The 14,669-nt window shown below is 64.2% G+C and carries 15 protein-coding genes; 5 read left to right on the top strand and 10 right to left on the bottom strand.

The window, feature by feature from the left end:
* Both glmS and glmU read right to left on the bottom strand, forming a co-directional pair.
* Window positions 1-1,815 (bottom strand): glutamine--fructose-6-phosphate transaminase (isomerizing), encoded by a 1,815-nt coding sequence (gene glmS / locus V6590_RS00370; RefSeq protein WP_335417838.1) that lies wholly within the window; start codon window positions 1,813-1,815, stop codon window positions 1-3.
* Complete coding sequence (gene glmU / locus V6590_RS00365) at window positions 1,815-3,164, bottom strand: bifunctional UDP-N-acetylglucosamine diphosphorylase/glucosamine-1-phosphate N-acetyltransferase GlmU (RefSeq protein ID WP_335417835.1); 1,350 nt, start codon at window positions 3,162-3,164, stop codon at window positions 1,815-1,817. The genes glmS and glmU overlap by 1 nt, the downstream gene beginning before the upstream one ends.
* Before the next feature lie 93 nt (window positions 3,165-3,257).
* Between glmU and V6590_RS00360 the strand changes: the two genes are divergently transcribed.
* Window positions 3,258-3,935 (top strand): HAD-IA family hydrolase, encoded by a 678-nt coding sequence (locus V6590_RS00360; protein ID WP_335417831.1) that lies wholly within the window; start codon window positions 3,258-3,260, stop codon window positions 3,933-3,935.
* Between the two features lie 3 nt (window positions 3,936-3,938).
* On the opposite strand, the gene V6590_RS00355 is transcribed toward V6590_RS00360, so the two are convergent.
* Window positions 3,939-4,292, bottom strand: a complete 354-nt coding sequence (locus V6590_RS00355) for a hypothetical protein (RefSeq protein ID WP_335417828.1) — start codon at window positions 4,290-4,292, stop codon at window positions 3,939-3,941.
* A 109-nt stretch (window positions 4,293-4,401) separates the two neighbouring features.
* Between V6590_RS00355 and V6590_RS00350 the strand changes: the two genes are divergently transcribed.
* The gene (locus V6590_RS00350; RefSeq protein ID WP_335417825.1) at window positions 4,402-5,625 is read left to right on the top strand and encodes a DegT/DnrJ/EryC1/StrS family aminotransferase; all 1,224 of its coding nucleotides are present in this window, start codon (window positions 4,402-4,404) and stop codon (window positions 5,623-5,625) included.
* Between the two features lie 78 nt (window positions 5,626-5,703).
* Here the strand turns inward: V6590_RS00350 and V6590_RS00345 are convergent, their stop codons facing one another.
* From V6590_RS00345 to V6590_RS00315, 7 genes are all read right to left on the bottom strand, one after another.
* Entirely contained in the window at window positions 5,704-6,306 is a 603-nt protein-coding gene (locus V6590_RS00345) for a superoxide dismutase (RefSeq protein ID WP_335417821.1), read from the bottom strand.
* Window positions 6,307-6,423: 117 nt separating this feature from the next.
* The gene (locus V6590_RS00340; protein WP_335417818.1) at window positions 6,424-6,825 is read right to left on the bottom strand and encodes a hypothetical protein; all 402 of its coding nucleotides are present in this window, start codon (window positions 6,823-6,825) and stop codon (window positions 6,424-6,426) included.
* A 44-nt stretch (window positions 6,826-6,869) separates the two neighbouring features.
* Window positions 6,870-7,274, bottom strand: a complete 405-nt coding sequence (locus V6590_RS00335) for a hypothetical protein (RefSeq protein ID WP_335417816.1) — start codon at window positions 7,272-7,274, stop codon at window positions 6,870-6,872.
* A 69-nt stretch (window positions 7,275-7,343) separates the two neighbouring features.
* The gene (locus V6590_RS00330) at window positions 7,344-7,901 is read right to left on the bottom strand and encodes a sarcosine oxidase subunit gamma (RefSeq protein ID WP_335417813.1); all 558 of its coding nucleotides are present in this window, start codon (window positions 7,899-7,901) and stop codon (window positions 7,344-7,346) included.
* Entirely contained in the window at window positions 7,894-10,872 is a 2,979-nt protein-coding gene (locus V6590_RS00325) for a sarcosine oxidase subunit alpha family protein (RefSeq protein WP_335417809.1), read from the bottom strand. Before V6590_RS00325 ends, V6590_RS00330 begins: the two co-directional genes overlap by 8 nt.
* Entirely contained in the window at window positions 10,869-11,192 is a 324-nt protein-coding gene (locus V6590_RS00320; RefSeq protein WP_335417806.1) for a sarcosine oxidase subunit delta, read from the bottom strand. Before V6590_RS00320 ends, V6590_RS00325 begins: the two co-directional genes overlap by 4 nt.
* Before the next feature lie 79 nt (window positions 11,193-11,271).
* A complete protein-coding gene (locus tag V6590_RS00315; RefSeq protein ID WP_335417804.1) occupies window positions 11,272-12,519 on the bottom strand; it encodes a sarcosine oxidase subunit beta family protein in 1,248 nt (415 codons plus the stop codon).
* 194 nt (window positions 12,520-12,713) lie between these two features.
* On the opposite strand from V6590_RS00315, the gene ccmI reads away from it, so the two are divergent.
* Genes ccmI through V6590_RS00300 form a run of 3 tightly spaced genes read left to right on the top strand, consistent with a single transcriptional unit; the run spans window position 12,714 to window position 14,663 of the window.
* Window positions 12,714-13,958, top strand: a complete 1,245-nt coding sequence (gene ccmI / locus V6590_RS00310; RefSeq protein WP_335417801.1) for a c-type cytochrome biogenesis protein CcmI — start codon at window positions 12,714-12,716, stop codon at window positions 13,956-13,958.
* Window positions 13,955-14,440 (top strand): Holliday junction resolvase RuvX, encoded by a 486-nt coding sequence (gene ruvX, locus V6590_RS00305; protein WP_335417798.1) that lies wholly within the window; start codon window positions 13,955-13,957, stop codon window positions 14,438-14,440. Before ccmI ends, ruvX begins: the two co-directional genes overlap by 4 nt.
* Window positions 14,433-14,663, top strand: a complete 231-nt coding sequence (locus V6590_RS00300; RefSeq protein ID WP_335417796.1) for a DUF1289 domain-containing protein — start codon at window positions 14,433-14,435, stop codon at window positions 14,661-14,663. The genes ruvX and V6590_RS00300 overlap by 8 nt, the downstream gene beginning before the upstream one ends.
* The last annotated feature ends 6 nt before the right edge of the window (window positions 14,664-14,669 follow it).

Genomic DNA, 14,669 nt, shown 5'->3' with positions numbered 1-14,669 from the left:
TCACTCCACCGTCACGGATTTGGCCAGATTGCGCGGCTGGTCCACATCGGTGCCCTTGGCAATCGCGGTATGATAGGCCAGCAGCTGCGCCGGAATGGCATAGAGCATCGGCGCGAACAGGTCCGGCACCTCCGGCAGGGTCAACGTCTGCCAGCAGCCCGCGCCCGCCTCGGCAACGCCGCGCTTGTCGGACATCAGCACCACCTTGCCATGCCGCGCCATCACCTCTTGCATGTTCGAGACGGTCTTTTCAAACAGCGCGTCACGCGGGGCCAGCACGATCACCGGCACCCGGTTGTCGATCAAGGCAATCGGCCCATGCTTCAGCTCGCCACTAGCATAGCCTTCGGCATGGATATAGCTGATTTCCTTCAGCTTCAGCGCGCCTTCCAAGGCCAGCGGATACATCGGCCCCCGGCCCAGGAACAGCACGTCCTGCGCCCCGGCCAGATGTTCGGACAGCGCCTCGATTTCGCCCGCAAGGGTCAGCGCATGGTTCATCAGCCCCGGCAGCAGCCGGAAATCGGCCAGATGCGTCGCCACCTGGTCAGCGGTCAGCGTGCCGCGATCCTGCGCCGCCTTCAAGGCCAGCAGCGCCAGCACGGCGAGTTGGCAGGTAAAGGCCTTGGTCGAGGCCACGCCCACCTCCACCCCCGCCAGAATGGGCAGCGCCACATCACTTTCCCGCGCGATCGACGACGTGGCCACATTCACCACCGACACGACCTTGGCCACCCGTTCCTTCGCATGGCGCAGCGCCGCAAGGGTATCCGCCGTCTCGCCCGACTGGCTGATGAACATGGCCCAGCTTTGCGGCGACAGCGGCGCATCGCGATAGCGGAACTCAGATGCGATATCGATGTCGCAGGGCAGCTTGGCGAGGCTTTCAAACCAGTATTTCGCCACGTGACAGGCGTAATGCGCCGTGCCACAGGCCACCAGCGTGATCCGGTCCACCTGGGTGAAATCCAGCGCATGCGGCAAGGTCAGGCCGCCTGCACCCAGATAATGCTTCAGCGCATCGGCCAGCACCACCGGCTGTTCGGCGATCTCTTTCGCCATGAAATGCTTGTATCCGGCCTTTTCGATCCGGGTCGCATCGACCTGAATCCGCGTCATCGCCCGGTTGGCCCGGCGATTGGCCATGTCAAAGATCTCGGCCCCTGCGCGGGTGATCACCGCCCAGTCGCCTTCTTCCAGATAGGTGATGCGGTCGGTCATCGGGGCAAGCGCAATGGCATCCGATCCCACGAACATCTCGCCATCGCCATGGCCGATGGCCAGCGGCGAGCCCTTGCGGGCGCAGATCAGAAGATCATCCTGCCCGTCAAACAGGAAGCACAGCGCAAAGGCCCCATGCAGCCGCCCCAGCACCGCCGCTGTCGCCTCGGCCGGGGCCAGCCCCAGCGACAGCTGATGCTGCATGAGCAGCGCCACCGTTTCGGTATCGGTTTCCGATTCAAAGCCATAGCCCAGCCCGATCAGCTCGGCCCGCAGGTCGCGGAAATTCTCGATGATGCCGTTATGAACCACCGCCACGCCGCCTGCGCGATGGGGGTGCGCATTGGCCACCGTGGCCGCGCCATGGGTGGCCCAGCGGGTATGCCCGATCCCTGCCCGACCGGCCAGCGGTTCATGCACCAGAAGGTCGGACAGATTGACCAGCTTGCCCACCGCCCGGCGACGGTCCAGCCGACCCTCGTTCAGCGTGGCAATGCCGGCACTGTCATAGCCGCGATATTCCAGCCGCTTCAGCGCCTCGACCAGCAGGGGCGCAACCTGATGGTTGCCCAGAACGCCGACAATCCCGCACATTATGCTTTCCCCTTCGACGCCTTGATCGCCCGCAGCCGTTCGAACAGCTTCACCGCCAGACCGGGCTTGTTCACCTGTCGGGCGCGGCCAAGCGCAATCGCCCCCGCTGGCACATCTTCGGTGATCGTGCTGCCCGATCCGGTCATCGCCCCGTCACCCACTGTGACCGGCGCCACCAGCATGGTATCCGATCCGATGAAGGCCCGCTTGCCGATCCGGGTGCGGTGCTTCATCACGCCATCATAATTGCAGGTCACCGTGCCCGCGCCGATATTGGTATTCTCGCCCACATCGGCATCGCCCAGATAGGTCAGGTGGCCCACCTTCACGCCTTCGTCCAGAATGGCGTTCTTGATTTCCACGAAATTGCCGACATGCACGAATTCCGCCAGTTCCGCCCCGGGGCGCAGCCGGGCAAAGGGGCCGACATCAGCCCCGCGCGACACATGGCAGCCCTCCAGATGGCAGAAGGCCTTGATCTCCGCCCCGCTTTCGATGGTCACACCGGGGCCGAACACCACATTCGGCCCGATGATCGCATCGCGCCCGATATGGGTATCCAGTGCAAAGAACACGGTTTCGGGCGCCGTCAGCGTCACGCCGTTGTCAAGCGCCTCGGCCCGGGCGCGGGCCTGAAAGGCGGCCTCGGCCTGCGCCAGTTCAGCCCGGGTATTGATGCCCAGGGTTTCCGATTCCGCGCAGATGACAAAGCCTGAGCTCAGCCCCCGCGCTGCCGCCAGCGCGGGCACATCGGTCAGGTAATATTCGCCCGCGGCATTGTCATTGCTCAGCAGCCCCAGCACATCGCGCAACAGCCCCGCATCGGCGCAAAGCACGCCCGAATTGCACAGGGTGATCGCGCGTTCCGCCTCGGTCGCATCCTTGTATTCGACGATGCGCACCAGACGGTCGCCTTCGGTGACAAAGCGGCCATAGCGGCCCGGATCGCGTGCATCAAAGCCCAGCACCACCACCGCATGGCGGGCGCGCGCCTCCAGCATCGCCTCCAGCGTCTCAGGTTGGATAAACGGGGTGTCGCCATAGAGCACCACCACATCGCCGGAAAACCCCTCCAGCACGGGCAGGGTCTGCGCCACCGCATGGCCGGTGCCCAGCTGTTCAGCCTGCAACACGGTAAGACAGGTTTCGTCATAGGCAAGGGCCGCCTGCGCAACCTGATCGGCCCCATGCCCGGTCACCACCACCACGCGCTCCGGCGCAAGGCTCGCGCCCGCCTGCATGGCATGGTGCAGCATCGGCGCACCGGCCAGTTTGTGCAGCACCTTCGGCAGATCGGAATTCATCCGCGTGCCCTGACCGGCCGCAAGAATGACAAGAGAAACCGGCATGACACCCCTTCCTAAATCGTTGCGCCCGTTTTAACCCTGCAGGCGGGCGGCGCAAGCGGTCCGCTTTCACACATCCTTACCGCAGGTTTCAAGATGCCGTTGCAGACCAAGCCAACCGTGGTGTTCGATCTGGACGGCACTTTGGCCGATACCTCCGCCGATCTGATCGCCGCTGCCAATGCCTGCTTCCGGGGTTTGGGTCATGGCGACCTGCTCGATCCGGTGGCCGATGCGCTCACCGCCTTCCATGGCGGCCGCGCCATGTTGAAGCTGGGGTTTGCACGGTTGGGGCAGTTGGATGAAGCGATGATCGCCGCGCAATATCCCGTGCTTCTGAAAGCCTATGCTGACGGGATCGACACCCATACCCGGCTGTATCCCGGGGCGACTGACGCGGTGGAGGCACTGCGCAGCGCCGGTTACGCCACCGCCATCTGCACCAACAAGCCCGAGGGTCTGGCCGAAACGCTGGTCACCCGCCTGGGCATCCGCGGCCTCTTCGGCAGCCTGATCGGCGCCGACACGCTGCCCACCCGAAAACCCGACCCCGCGCCCTATCTGGCCGCAGTCGAACAGGCGGGCGGCATCGTGTCGCGGTCGCTGATCGTGGGCGATACCGAAACCGACCGGCTGACGGCGCGAGCGGTGGGCGTGCCGTGCATCCTTGTGGGCTTTGGCCCCGAAGGGCCGGGCGTGGCCCGCCTGAACCCCGAGGCCCTGCTGGACCATTACGCCGATCTGCCCGGTCTGGTCGCGCGGCTGATCGGCTGATCGTCAGCCGACATCAATCAGCTTCTTGCAGCCATCGACCTTGCGGTCCAACTCGTCCGACAGCTCATTGAAGCTGAGCGGATCAAGCACCCGCTTGCGGAAGGATTTCAACGCATTGACGCGGTCGCGTTCGCTGCCCGGCAACTCTGCCAGATACAACAGCGCAAGCGCCTGGGAGTCCGCATAGTTTTCCTTGGTCATATGACCTGCCCGGGTCAGCCTTTCAGAGACCTCCAGCAAAAGCCCGGCGCAGTGCAGAAGCATCTGATCGCGGCCTTCATAGGTGGTGGCGGCAGCGGCAGGGGCGGCAAGGCACAGCCCCGAAAGCACGGCTGGAAACAGGCAGGCAAGACGCATCGAAATCCCTCGAACAGGTGCAGCCCTTGGTTGCACGTCTTTCAGGCGCTGCCAAGCCATCACCGCACGGCCGGATTGACAGGAAGGCAGTGCCGACGCAAAGGAAAGCATGGAAAACTTTACCGGCAGTTTCACCCAGCAGGAACCGATCCCGGAGGCGGCCATCGCAGCGGCGCTGCGGGTCATGCAATCGGGGCGATTGCACCGCTACAACACCGCCCCCGGCGAGCTCGCCGAAGCCGCCGCACTGGAGGAGGAGTTTGCCGCCCTGACCGGCGCGCGCTATTGCCTTGCAGTGGCGTCTGGCGGCTATGCGCTTGCCTGCGCGCTGCGGGCGGTAGGCGTGCGGCCGGGCGACCGGGTGCTGACCAATGCCTTCACGCTGGCCCCCGTGCCTGGCGCGATTGCCAGCCTGGGTGCTGTGCCGGTCTTCGTCGGGGTGACCGAAGGGCTGGTGATCGATCTGGAGGATCTGGCGGCCAAGCTGGATCAGGCCCGGGTTCTGATGCTCAGCCACATGCGCGGGCATGTCTGCGACATGGACCGGCTGATGGCGCTGTGTGATGCGGCGGGCGTAATCGTGATCGAAGATTGTGCCCATACGATGGGCGCGGGCTGGGCCGGGCGGCCTACGGGCCGTTGGGGGACGGTGGGTTGTTTTTCCACCCAGACCTACAAACACATGAATTCCGGCGAAGGCGGGCTGCTGATTTCGGATGATCCGCAGATCATGGCGCGGGCGGTGCTGCTGTCGGGCAGCTATATGCTTTATGATCGCCACCGCGCCGCCCCGCCCCCCGAAGCCTTTGCCGACCTGCGGCTGGTCACGCCCAATATCTCGGGCCGGATGGACAATCTGCGCGCCGCGATCCTGCGCCCGCAACTGGCCGATCTGGCCCGCCAATGTGCCCGCTGGAACGATCGTTACCGCGTGGTGGAACGGGGTCTGGCCGCAACCCCCGGGTTGACGCTGATCGAACGCCCTGCCGCCGAGGATTTCGTGGCCTCCTCCTTTCAATTCCTGCTGCTCGACTGGAACGCGGATGCCATCCGCGCTGTCCTGGCCCGCTGCGCCGCACGGGGGGTGGAGCTGAAATGGTTCGGCGCACCGGACCCTGTGGCCTTTACCAGCCGCTATGAAAACTGGCGTTATGCGCCAAGCGCGCCAATGCCCGCGACCGACCGTATCCTGCACGGCATTGTGGACATGCGCCTGCCGCTGACCTTCAGTCTGGAGGATTGCGCGCTGATCGCCCGCATCATCCGGGCCGAGGTGTCGGCGGTGTTTCAGGGCGACCTGAGCGCCCCCGCGACCACCACCCGCGCCGACTGACCGCCCTTTGCCGATGGCACGAAAAAGCCCGCCCGGACAGGATATCCGGGCGGGCTGATGTCTGCCGGTGCGGCCCGATTACATGCGGGCGGCGACGGCTTCCCAGTTCACCAGCTTGTCGAGGAAGTTGGTCAGATAGGCAGGGCGCTTGTTGCGGAAATCGATGTAGTAGGAATGTTCCCACACATCACAACCCAGAAGCGCAGACTGGCCAAAGCAGAGCGGGTTCACACCGTTTTCGGTCTTGGTGATCTTCAGCGCGCCATCTGCGTCCTTCACCAGCCAGGCCCAGCCCGAACCGAACTGGCCCGCACCGGCGGCGGCGAAATCTTCCTTGAACTTGGCGACAGACCCGAACGCCTCGACCAGCGCCTTTTCCAGATCGCCCGGCATCTTCTTGTCTTCGCCCGGGCCCATCACTTCCCAGAACAGGTTGTGGTTCCAGTGCTGGCTGGCATTGTTGAAGATGCCGTTCTGCGCCACGGCGCCCGCCTGGTAGGTGCCCTTGACGATATCGTCCAGCGACTTGCCTTCCCATTCTGTGCCGGCAATCAGCTTGTTGCCATTATCGACATAGGCCTTGTGGTGCAGGTCGTGGTGATATTCCAGCGTCTCTTTCGACATGCCCAACGATGCCAGCGCATCATGGGCATAAGGCAGATCGGGAAGGGTGAAGGCCATGGAAGTCTCTCCTGTTCGGGATGATTGCCGCTGCGGCCAATAAGAGGCCGCCGCCCCGCAAGGTCAAGGGGCGGCGGGTGATTTTCCGTCATGCGCGGGATCGTAAGGCCGAAGCGGTCATTTCAGCTTTGAACAGGTTCCGCCGATATTGGTGCTGTTGTCATAGCCCCGTGGCGCCGCAGAAATCTGAATCTTGCCCTGATCTATCTTGAAGGTCGCACTATAAGAAACAGTTGCGCGTCTGGCCCGCGAACCTTGGGTGCGCACATCCCATTTCAGCTTCACGGTCTGGCCATCTCGCTTCACGTCAGCCGGAACGGAACCACCCGTGAAGTGCTTGGTCACACCGTCAAAAACCAACCATACATCAAACTCAGTTTCCTGAATCAGAACCATTTCCTTCATGACCCATTCGCGATTGGCTACATTCTTCTGAACGCAAAGCCACTTGACAGTTTCAGCGGCAGCCATGCCTGGCAGGGCCGCCAAAGCGAGAGCTGCAAGCACAGTCTTTTTCATCGGGATACCCCTTTCACTCGATCGTGGAAATTGATTGACCAAGGTCAGTCCTTGATCTTTTCGCAGGTGCCGCGCGCGCCCTTCGTCTCGGGATAGGCGATCACATTGGCAGAGACTGAGATTTTGCCGGTCGCCGTATCCAGACGGGCCTTGTAGTCAACTTTCGACCGGGCCGAGCTTCGGTCGATAATCTCCAGCCGCCAGCGCGCCGTAACCTCGGCCTTGCCCAGCTTGAGATGGCTCAGCCGAACCGGGGTTTCTTCATAGTAATGCGCGATGATCGGATCATAGACGGCCCCTTCGCCGGTCTTGCGATCAATGGACAAGAGCAGCGGCGACTGGATGAAACCCCGTGTCACAGCAAGATCGCAGCGCCACATTTCCGCAAGGGCAGGCGTTACGGTCAAGGCAAGGGCAGCAACCGCGCCCTTCAAGATATTGAAATACAAGTGAGTCTCCGCCAGTTCAGTTTTGGTGATAGCAAAACCAAACTGGCGGAAAGTCAAATCAAAAGATGATCAGCCCGAGAAGAGCTCGCCGCCCGGCTGTGCGCTGGCCTTGAGCAAACCCATCACATAGGTGGCAACAGACCGGAAACAGACCAGCGTGTAACCTGCCTCGTCACGCCAGAAGGCGGCAGCAACCTGGGCCGCGCGGGTGCGACGCAGTTCGTTTTCCGCCAGCGTCGCGTGATCGACCGGCGAAAGCTTCTGCAGCACCTCGGCCGCGCGGGCGCCTTCAATGCGGAACACCGCACGGGCATCTGATACATCCACCGCAAGATGATGCTGACCGGCCAGCGTTTCCGCCAACACGGCCAGCGTGGCCGCGACATCGGCATAGGGCACGATCAGCAGGTATTCGTCGGGCGACATCCAGCCCGCCGCCTTGTCCCCGTTGTGGACAATCCGGCGCTGCGCGGGCAGCGCGCAGCCGGTGGCCGCCTGAATGGCAGCCACCAGACCCGGCAGATCGGGCTTGGCGCGCAGGCTTATCATCCCCAGCGGGCCGATCTCGCGGATACGGGCAAAGCCGTCAAAGCTGGCCCCGTTCAGGGCACTGACGATCTTAGACATTCTGCTTTTCCCCTTCCTTGTCATAGAAGACCGGATCGACAATCTTCACCTGCTGGGTCGTGCCATCAAGCTTGGTCATCTCGATCACCTCGCCCAGCCGGGTCAGGCCCCCCTTCACCAGACCCATGGCAATGCCGCGTTTCAGCGTGGGCGAATAATAGGTCGAGGTGACGCGCCCCTGCACATTGCGCTGGCCATTGGCATTGAAGCCCGGTGCCGGGGCATAGGCCCCATCCTGAATGACCGAACCGTCCAGCGTTTCCAGACCCACCAGTTTCCAGCGGTCGGGGCTGGCCAGATAGGTGCGTTCCTGCCCGCGCTTGCCCAGATAATCGGCCTTCTTCTTGGAAATCGCCCAGCCAAGGTTCAGGTCCTGCGGGATCACCGTGCCATCGGTTTCATCACCGATCATGATGAAGCCCTTTTCGGCGCGCAGGATATGCAGACATTCGGTGCCATAGGGCATCATGCCGAATTCGGCCCCTGCCGCCAGCAGCGCATCCCAGAAGGCGCGGCCTTCACTGGCGGGCACGGCGATTTCATAGGACAGCTCGCCCGAGAACGAGATGCGGTAGGCCCGCACCCGGAAGCCACCCAGAATGCCATCGGCCCATTGCATGAAAGGCAACGCCTCTTTCGAGACATCCATCCCTCCCAGGCGTTCCAGCACCTTGCGGGCATTGGGGCCGACCACGGCGATCTGGGCGAATTGCTCGGTCACATTGGCGGTATAGACCTGCCAATCCCACCATTCGCATTGCAGCCAGTCTTCCATCCAGGCGTGGATACGATCCGCCCCGCCAGAGGTGGTGTGGCAAAGCCAGGTATCCTCGTCGATCCGCGCCACCACGCCGTCATCCGACAAGAAGCCCTGTTCATTGCACATCAACCCATAACGGCATTTGCCGATACCAAGGTTCGACATGACGTTGGTATAGAGCATATCCAGGAACTTGCCCGCATCGGGGCCCTTGACGATGATCTTGCCAAGCGTCGAGGCATCAAGCAGCCCGACATTCGCACGGGTGTTGACAACCTCGCGATGCACGGCCTGTTCATGGGTTTCGCCGGGGCGCGGGAAGCAATAGGGGCGACGCCACAGGCCGACCGGCTCCATATAGGCGCCATTGGCCATGTGCCAGCCATGGATCGGGCTTTCCCGCACCGGCTGGAATATCTCGGCGCGCGATTCACCGGCCAGCGCACCAAAGGGCACGGGCGTATAGGGCGGGCGGAAGGTGGTGGTGCCCACCTGCGGCACCGTGGCCGACAGGCTGTCGGCCAGCACCGCCAGACCGTTGATATTGCTCAGCTTGCCCTGATCGGTTGCCATGCCCAGCGTGGTATAGCGCTTGGTATGTTCGACCGAGGTATAGCCTTCGCGTGCAGCCAGATGCACATCGCTGACCTTCACGTCGTTCTGGTAATCCAGCCACATCTTGGCGCGCAGCGCAGGCGGGGCCCCTTGCGGCATGATCCAGACCGGTTCCAGCGGTTGTTCACTGGGGGCGCTGGCTGCGGCACTGGCCGTGCCACCCACGGCAGCCGCCGCATCGGCCAACACATCCGCCGCCATCAGCTTGCCCGAGGCCGACCCCGCCGTCACCACCATGGCCGAGCCGTCATGGTTCAGCGGCGGGCGCGTCGGATCGGGGGCGAAATGGGCCTGCGCCTCGTCCCAGTTGAGCTTGCCGCCACAATGCGACCACAGATGCACGACAGGCGACCAGCCGCCCGACATCGCAACCGCATCGCAGGCGATCTCCTCCAGCACCGCGCCCTGCCCGGCATGGGCACAGATCGCAACGCCGGTAACCCGCTTGCCGCCCTTGACCTTGGCAATGGCCTTGCCTGCCTCGATGCGGATGCCAAGCGCGCGGGCGCGCGCCGGAAGTTCACCGGTGACTTGTGCGCGGGCGTCAAGGATGACCGGCACTTCCAACCCCGCCTCTTTCAGCGCGATGGCCGTGCGATAGGCGTCATCGTTATTGGTGACCACGACCGTACGGTCGCCGGGCGCAACGGCATGGTTCACGACATAATCGCGCACCGCCGAAGCCAGCATGACGCCCGGAACATCATTGCCCGCAAAGGACAGGGGCCGTTCGATTGCGCCGGTGGCGGTGACCACCTGACCCGCACGGATGCGCCACAACCGGTGGCGCGGGCGGCCATCGCCCGGTGTATGATCGGCCACCTTTTCATCGGCCAGCACATAGCCATGATCGTAAGACCCGGCCGCCATGCAGCGCAGGCGCAAGGTAACATTGTCCATCTTTGCAAGGGCTTCGACGGTGGTCTTCACCCAGACATCTGCCGGGGCGCCGTCGATCTGAACCCCGTCCACCGGGGCGCGGCCGCCCCAATGCGCGGTCTGTTCCAGCAGCCAGACGCGCTTGCCCGCCTGCGCCGCCGTCAGCGCGGCCTGCAGACCGGCAATGCCACCACCCACGATCAGCAGATCGCAGAAGGCATAGGCATGTTCATAGCGGTCGGCGTCACGATCCTTGGGCACCTTCCCCAGACCCGCCGACTGGCGGACGATCGGTTCAAAGATGTGCTTCCAGGCAAAACGCGGATGGATGAAGGTCTTGTAATAGAAGCCCGCAGGCAGGAAGCGCGCGGCATAGTTGTTCACCACGCCCACATCGAATTCCAGGCTGGGCCAATGGTTCTGCGAGGTCGCCGTCAGACCATCGAACAGTTCCGTGGTGGTAGTGCGCTGGTTGGGCTCAAAGCGGCCACCCTGCCCCATGTTCACCAGCGCATTGGGCTCTTCGGCGCCCGAGGCCACCAGCCCGCGCGGACGATGATACTTGAAGCTGCGGCCCAGCAACATCTGGTCATTGGCCAGAAGCGCCGAAGCCAATGTGTCGCCCTTGTATCCCTTCAGACGCTTGCCGTTGAAGGTGAATTCACAGGCGGCGGTCCGGTCGATCAGACGGCCCCCCTTCGCGAGACGGGTGCTCATTTGTAGCCCTTCCAGTCCGGCCGTTTGGCCTTGATCTTCTCCACCAGATCGGCGGGCGGTTCCTTGCTTTGTGCGGGATAGGTGCCGAACACCTCCAGCGTGGCGGTGCAGCGCGCGGCCAGGAACCACTTGCCGCAGCCATAGGCATGGCGCCAGCGTTCGAAATGCACGCCCTTGGGGTTCTTCCGGGCGAACATGTAGGCTTCGAACTCTTCATCGGTCGAACCGGGGCCGAAGCGTTTCAGATGCGCCTCATAGCCGGGGCTGAGTTCGGTTTCTTCGGCCTTCACGCCGCAATAGGGGCATTCAAGGATCAGCATGTGCGGGCCTCGTCATTGCCGGTGCACCAGGGGCGCTGCCCCCGGACCCCCGGGTTATTTTTGCCAAGATAAAGGGACATCAATGCGCCACCCCGGCAGCCACCGATTCATCGATGAACTGGCCTTCCTTGAAGCGCCACATGTTGAATTCGGCGGCCAGCGGTCCGGGTTCGCCCTTGGCCATCAGCTCGGCCATGGCCCAGCCCGACCCCGGAATCGCCTTGAACCCGCCAGTGCCCCAGCCGCAATTGATGAAGCAGTTCCCCAGCGGGGTTTTCGAGATGATGGGCGAGCGGTCGCCGGTCATGTCCACGATCCCGCCCCATTGGCGCAGCATCTTCAGCCGGCTGATCATCGGGAAGGTTTCGATCAGGGCGCGCAGGGTTTCCTCGATATGGTGGAAGCTGCCGCGCTGCGTATAGTTGTTGAAGCCATCGGTGCCGCCGCCGATCACCATCTCGCCCTTGTCGGATTGCGACATGTAGCCATGGACGGTGTTGGCCATCACCACCACATCCATGCAGGGTTTGATCGGTTCGGACACCAGCGCCTGCAGGGCCACCGCCTCGACCGGCAGGCGGAATCCCGCCATGTCGGCCACCTGCCCGGAATGGCCGGCAACAACGATGCCCAGCTTCTTGGTGCCGATATAGCCCTTGGTCGTGTCAACGCCGACGACCTTGCCGTTTTCCGACCGCACGCCGGTGACTTCGCATTGCTGGATGATGTCCATGCCCATGGCCGAACAGGCGCGGGCATAGCCCCAGGCCACGGCATCGTGCCGTGCCGTACCGCCGCGCGCCTGATAGAGCGCGCCCAGGATCGGATAGCGGGGCCCGTCGATTTCGATGATCGGCACCAGCTGCTTCACCCGTTCCGGGGTGATCCATTCGGTTTTCACGCCTTGCAGGTTGTTGGCATGCACCGTGCGCAGGTAGCCGCGCACCTCGTGATGGGTTTGCGCCAGCATGAGAAGGCCGCGCGGGCTGAACATCACGTTGTAGTTCAGGTCCTGGCTCATCGTCTCATACAGGCTGCGGGCCTTTTCGTAGATCGCCGCCGAGGGGTCCTGCAGATAGTTCGACCGGATGATGGTGGTGTTGCGCCCGGTATTGCCGCCGCCCAGCCAGCCCTTTTCGATCACCGCCACATTGGTGATGCCGTAGTTCTTGCCAAGGTAATAGGCAGTGGCGAGGCCGTGGCCACCGGCCCCCACGATGATGGCATCATAGGCGGCTTTCGGCGCGGGCGAAGCCCAGGCCCGTTCCCACCCCTGATGATAGCGCATCGCCTCACGCGCGATGGCAAAGACCGAATAGCGTTTCATGAGCGTTCCCAACTCCCCTGCGGGTCTGCATCGGTGATGCACCGGATGGCGAAGATATCCGCCCGCCCGAGCGGCACAATCGGGAAAATTGCGACATCGTGTCGGCCAGCCCGCAGGCCCTGCGACGCCTAGCCCCTTTTGCCGGGGGCAGTGACGGGCTACATGGGGGCAAGGTTTGGGCAGGAGCGGGCAGGATGGCGATGTTCTGGGGAACGGTGGGGGCGCTGCTGATCGCGGCGGCGGCGGCCATCTGGCAGGGGCTGCGGCGCGGCCAGGCCGTGGCCGAACTGGACAGGCCAGCCGCGCATGACCTGCAGGTCTATCGCGACCAGTTGGCGGAACTGGAGCGCGACCGCGCGCGCGGCGTCGTTGCCCCGGACGAGGCCGAACGGCTGCGTGCCGAAATCGGGCGGCGACTGCTGGAGGCGGATCGCGCGGCGCGGGATACGGCCCCGCAGGTGGCGCAAGGGCCGGGCCTCGGGGTCAGCTTTGCAGCGGCCGCGCTGGTTCTGGCGGGCGGGGCAGCGCTTTATCTGCTGGATCTGGGGGCGCCCGGTTATCCCGACATGCCGCTAGCAGCGCGCAAGGCGCAAGCCGAAGACTGGCGCAAGGCCCGCCCGTCGCAGGCCGAGGCCGAAAGCGCCGAACCTGCCCCCGCCCTGCCGGAAGGCGCGGACCCGGAATTCCTGGCGCTGATGGAGAAGCTGCGGAAGGCGGTTGCCGGGCGCCCTGATGATCTTCAGGGCCAGCGGCTTCTGGCGGAAAACGAGGCGCGGCTGGGCGATTACCGGGCCGCGGCGCGCGCGCAGGCCGAGGTGTTGCGGCTGCTGGGCAATACGGCCAAGGCCAGCGATTTCAGTTTCATGGCGGAAATGCTGATCGCCTCGGCGCGCGGTTATGTCTCGCCCGAGGCGGAAGCCGCGCTGCAACAGGCGCTGAGCCGCGATCCGCAAGATCAGGTGGCCCTGTATTATTCCGGGCTCATGCTGGCACAGATCGGGCGCCCGGATCAGGCCTTCCCGCTCTGGCGCGACCTGCTGGAAACCAGCGCGCCGGATGCACCCTTTGCGGCGGCATTGCGGGCGGAACTGCCGCGCCTGGCAGCACAGGCCGGGGAACGCTATCAGCCGCCCGCCCCCCCCGCTGCCGCACCCGCCTTGCCTGGCCCGGATGCGGCTGCCGTTGAAGCCGCAGGCGAAATGGCCGCCGGGGACCGTCAGGCGATGATCGAGGGCATGGTCGCGCAACTGAACGACCGGCTGGCCCGCGAAGGCGGCACAGCCGAGGAATGGGCGCGGCTGATTTCTTCGCTGGGCGTGCTGGGACAGACCGAGCGGGCCGCTGCGATCCATGCCGAAGCCCTGCAACGCTTTGCCGGGCGCGAAGGGGATCTGGACCTGATCCGCGCGGCGGGCGCACAGGCGGGGGTGGCACCATGAGCTTTGAGGAGGCGCGCGATTTCGCGGCCCGATTGCCCGCTATGGGGGCGCTGGCCGGGCTTGACCTTGGCACCAAGACCATCGGGGTCGCGATATCGGATCTGCTGCGCGGGGTTGCCACCCCGGCCCAGACCATCCGGCGCGAGAAATTCACCCTGGATGCCGAGGCGCTGCTGAAGCTGCTGACAGCACGTCAGGTGGTGGGGATCGTGATCGGCCTGCCGCGCAACATGGATGGCAGCGAAGGTCCGCGCGCCCAATCGACCCGCGCCTTCATCCGCAATCTGGAGAAGCTGACGCCCCTGCCCGTGCTGTTCTGGGATGAGCGTCTGTCCACCGTGGCCGCAGAACGCGCCCTGCTGGAGGCGGATACGTCACGCAAGCGTCGCTCTGAGGTGATCGACCATGTGGCGGCAGGGTTTATCCTGCAAGGTGCGCTGGACCGTCTGGCGCATATCCGGCGGGAGACGCGTGATGAATGACGATGTCTGGAAGCGGGCCGAAATCGAAAGCCCCTGCGTCAAGCTGTGCTCGGTTCATCCCGTGGAACGGATCTGCGTCGGCTGCTATCGCAGCATCGACGAAATCAGCCAATGGTCGCGCCTGACCCCGGACGCGCGCCGCGCAATCATGGCCGAATTGCCAAGCCGCGCGCCGCGCCTGCACAAGCGGCGCGGGGGCCGGATGGGACGGCAAGAGGGCTGAGGGATT

The organism is Gemmobacter denitrificans (assembly GCF_036964905.1).
Taxonomy (GTDB): domain Bacteria; phylum Pseudomonadota; class Alphaproteobacteria; order Rhodobacterales; family Rhodobacteraceae; genus Gemmobacter; species Gemmobacter denitrificans.
The sequence above is the reverse complement of the archived record's forward strand: the minus strand, read 5'-3'. Positions and strand labels throughout refer to the sequence as shown.

Excerpts from the sequence above, each read along its gene's own strand:
- glmS (WP_335417838.1), bottom strand. The coding sequence starts at position 1,815 with ATGTGCGGGATTGTCGGCGTTCTGGGCAACCATCAGGTTGCGCCCCTG.
- glmU (WP_335417835.1), bottom strand. The coding sequence starts at position 3,164 with ATGCCGGTTTCTCTTGTCATTCTTGCGGCCGGTCAGGGCACGCGGATG.
- V6590_RS00360 (WP_335417831.1), top strand. The coding sequence starts at position 3,258 with ATGCCGTTGCAGACCAAGCCAACCGTGGTGTTCGATCTGGACGGCACT.
- V6590_RS00355 (WP_335417828.1), bottom strand. The coding sequence starts at position 4,292 with ATGCGTCTTGCCTGCCTGTTTCCAGCCGTGCTTTCGGGGCTGTGCCTT.
- V6590_RS00350 (WP_335417825.1), top strand. The coding sequence starts at position 4,402 with ATGGAAAACTTTACCGGCAGTTTCACCCAGCAGGAACCGATCCCGGAG.
- V6590_RS00345 (WP_335417821.1), bottom strand. The coding sequence starts at position 6,306 with ATGGCCTTCACCCTTCCCGATCTGCCTTATGCCCATGATGCGCTGGCA.
- V6590_RS00340 (WP_335417818.1), bottom strand. The coding sequence starts at position 6,825 with ATGAAAAAGACTGTGCTTGCAGCTCTCGCTTTGGCGGCCCTGCCAGGC.
- V6590_RS00330 (WP_335417813.1), bottom strand. The coding sequence starts at position 7,901 with ATGTCTAAGATCGTCAGTGCCCTGAACGGGGCCAGCTTTGACGGCTTT.
- V6590_RS00325 (WP_335417809.1), bottom strand. The coding sequence starts at position 10,872 with ATGAGCACCCGTCTCGCGAAGGGGGGCCGTCTGATCGACCGGACCGCC.
- V6590_RS00320 (WP_335417806.1), bottom strand. The coding sequence starts at position 11,192 with ATGCTGATCCTTGAATGCCCCTATTGCGGCGTGAAGGCCGAAGAAACC.
- V6590_RS00315 (WP_335417804.1), bottom strand. The coding sequence starts at position 12,519 with ATGAAACGCTATTCGGTCTTTGCCATCGCGCGTGAGGCGATGCGCTAT.
- ccmI (WP_335417801.1), top strand. The coding sequence starts at position 12,714 with ATGGCGATGTTCTGGGGAACGGTGGGGGCGCTGCTGATCGCGGCGGCG.
- ruvX (WP_335417798.1), top strand. The coding sequence starts at position 13,955 with ATGAGCTTTGAGGAGGCGCGCGATTTCGCGGCCCGATTGCCCGCTATG.
- V6590_RS00300 (WP_335417796.1), top strand. The coding sequence starts at position 14,433 with ATGAATGACGATGTCTGGAAGCGGGCCGAAATCGAAAGCCCCTGCGTC.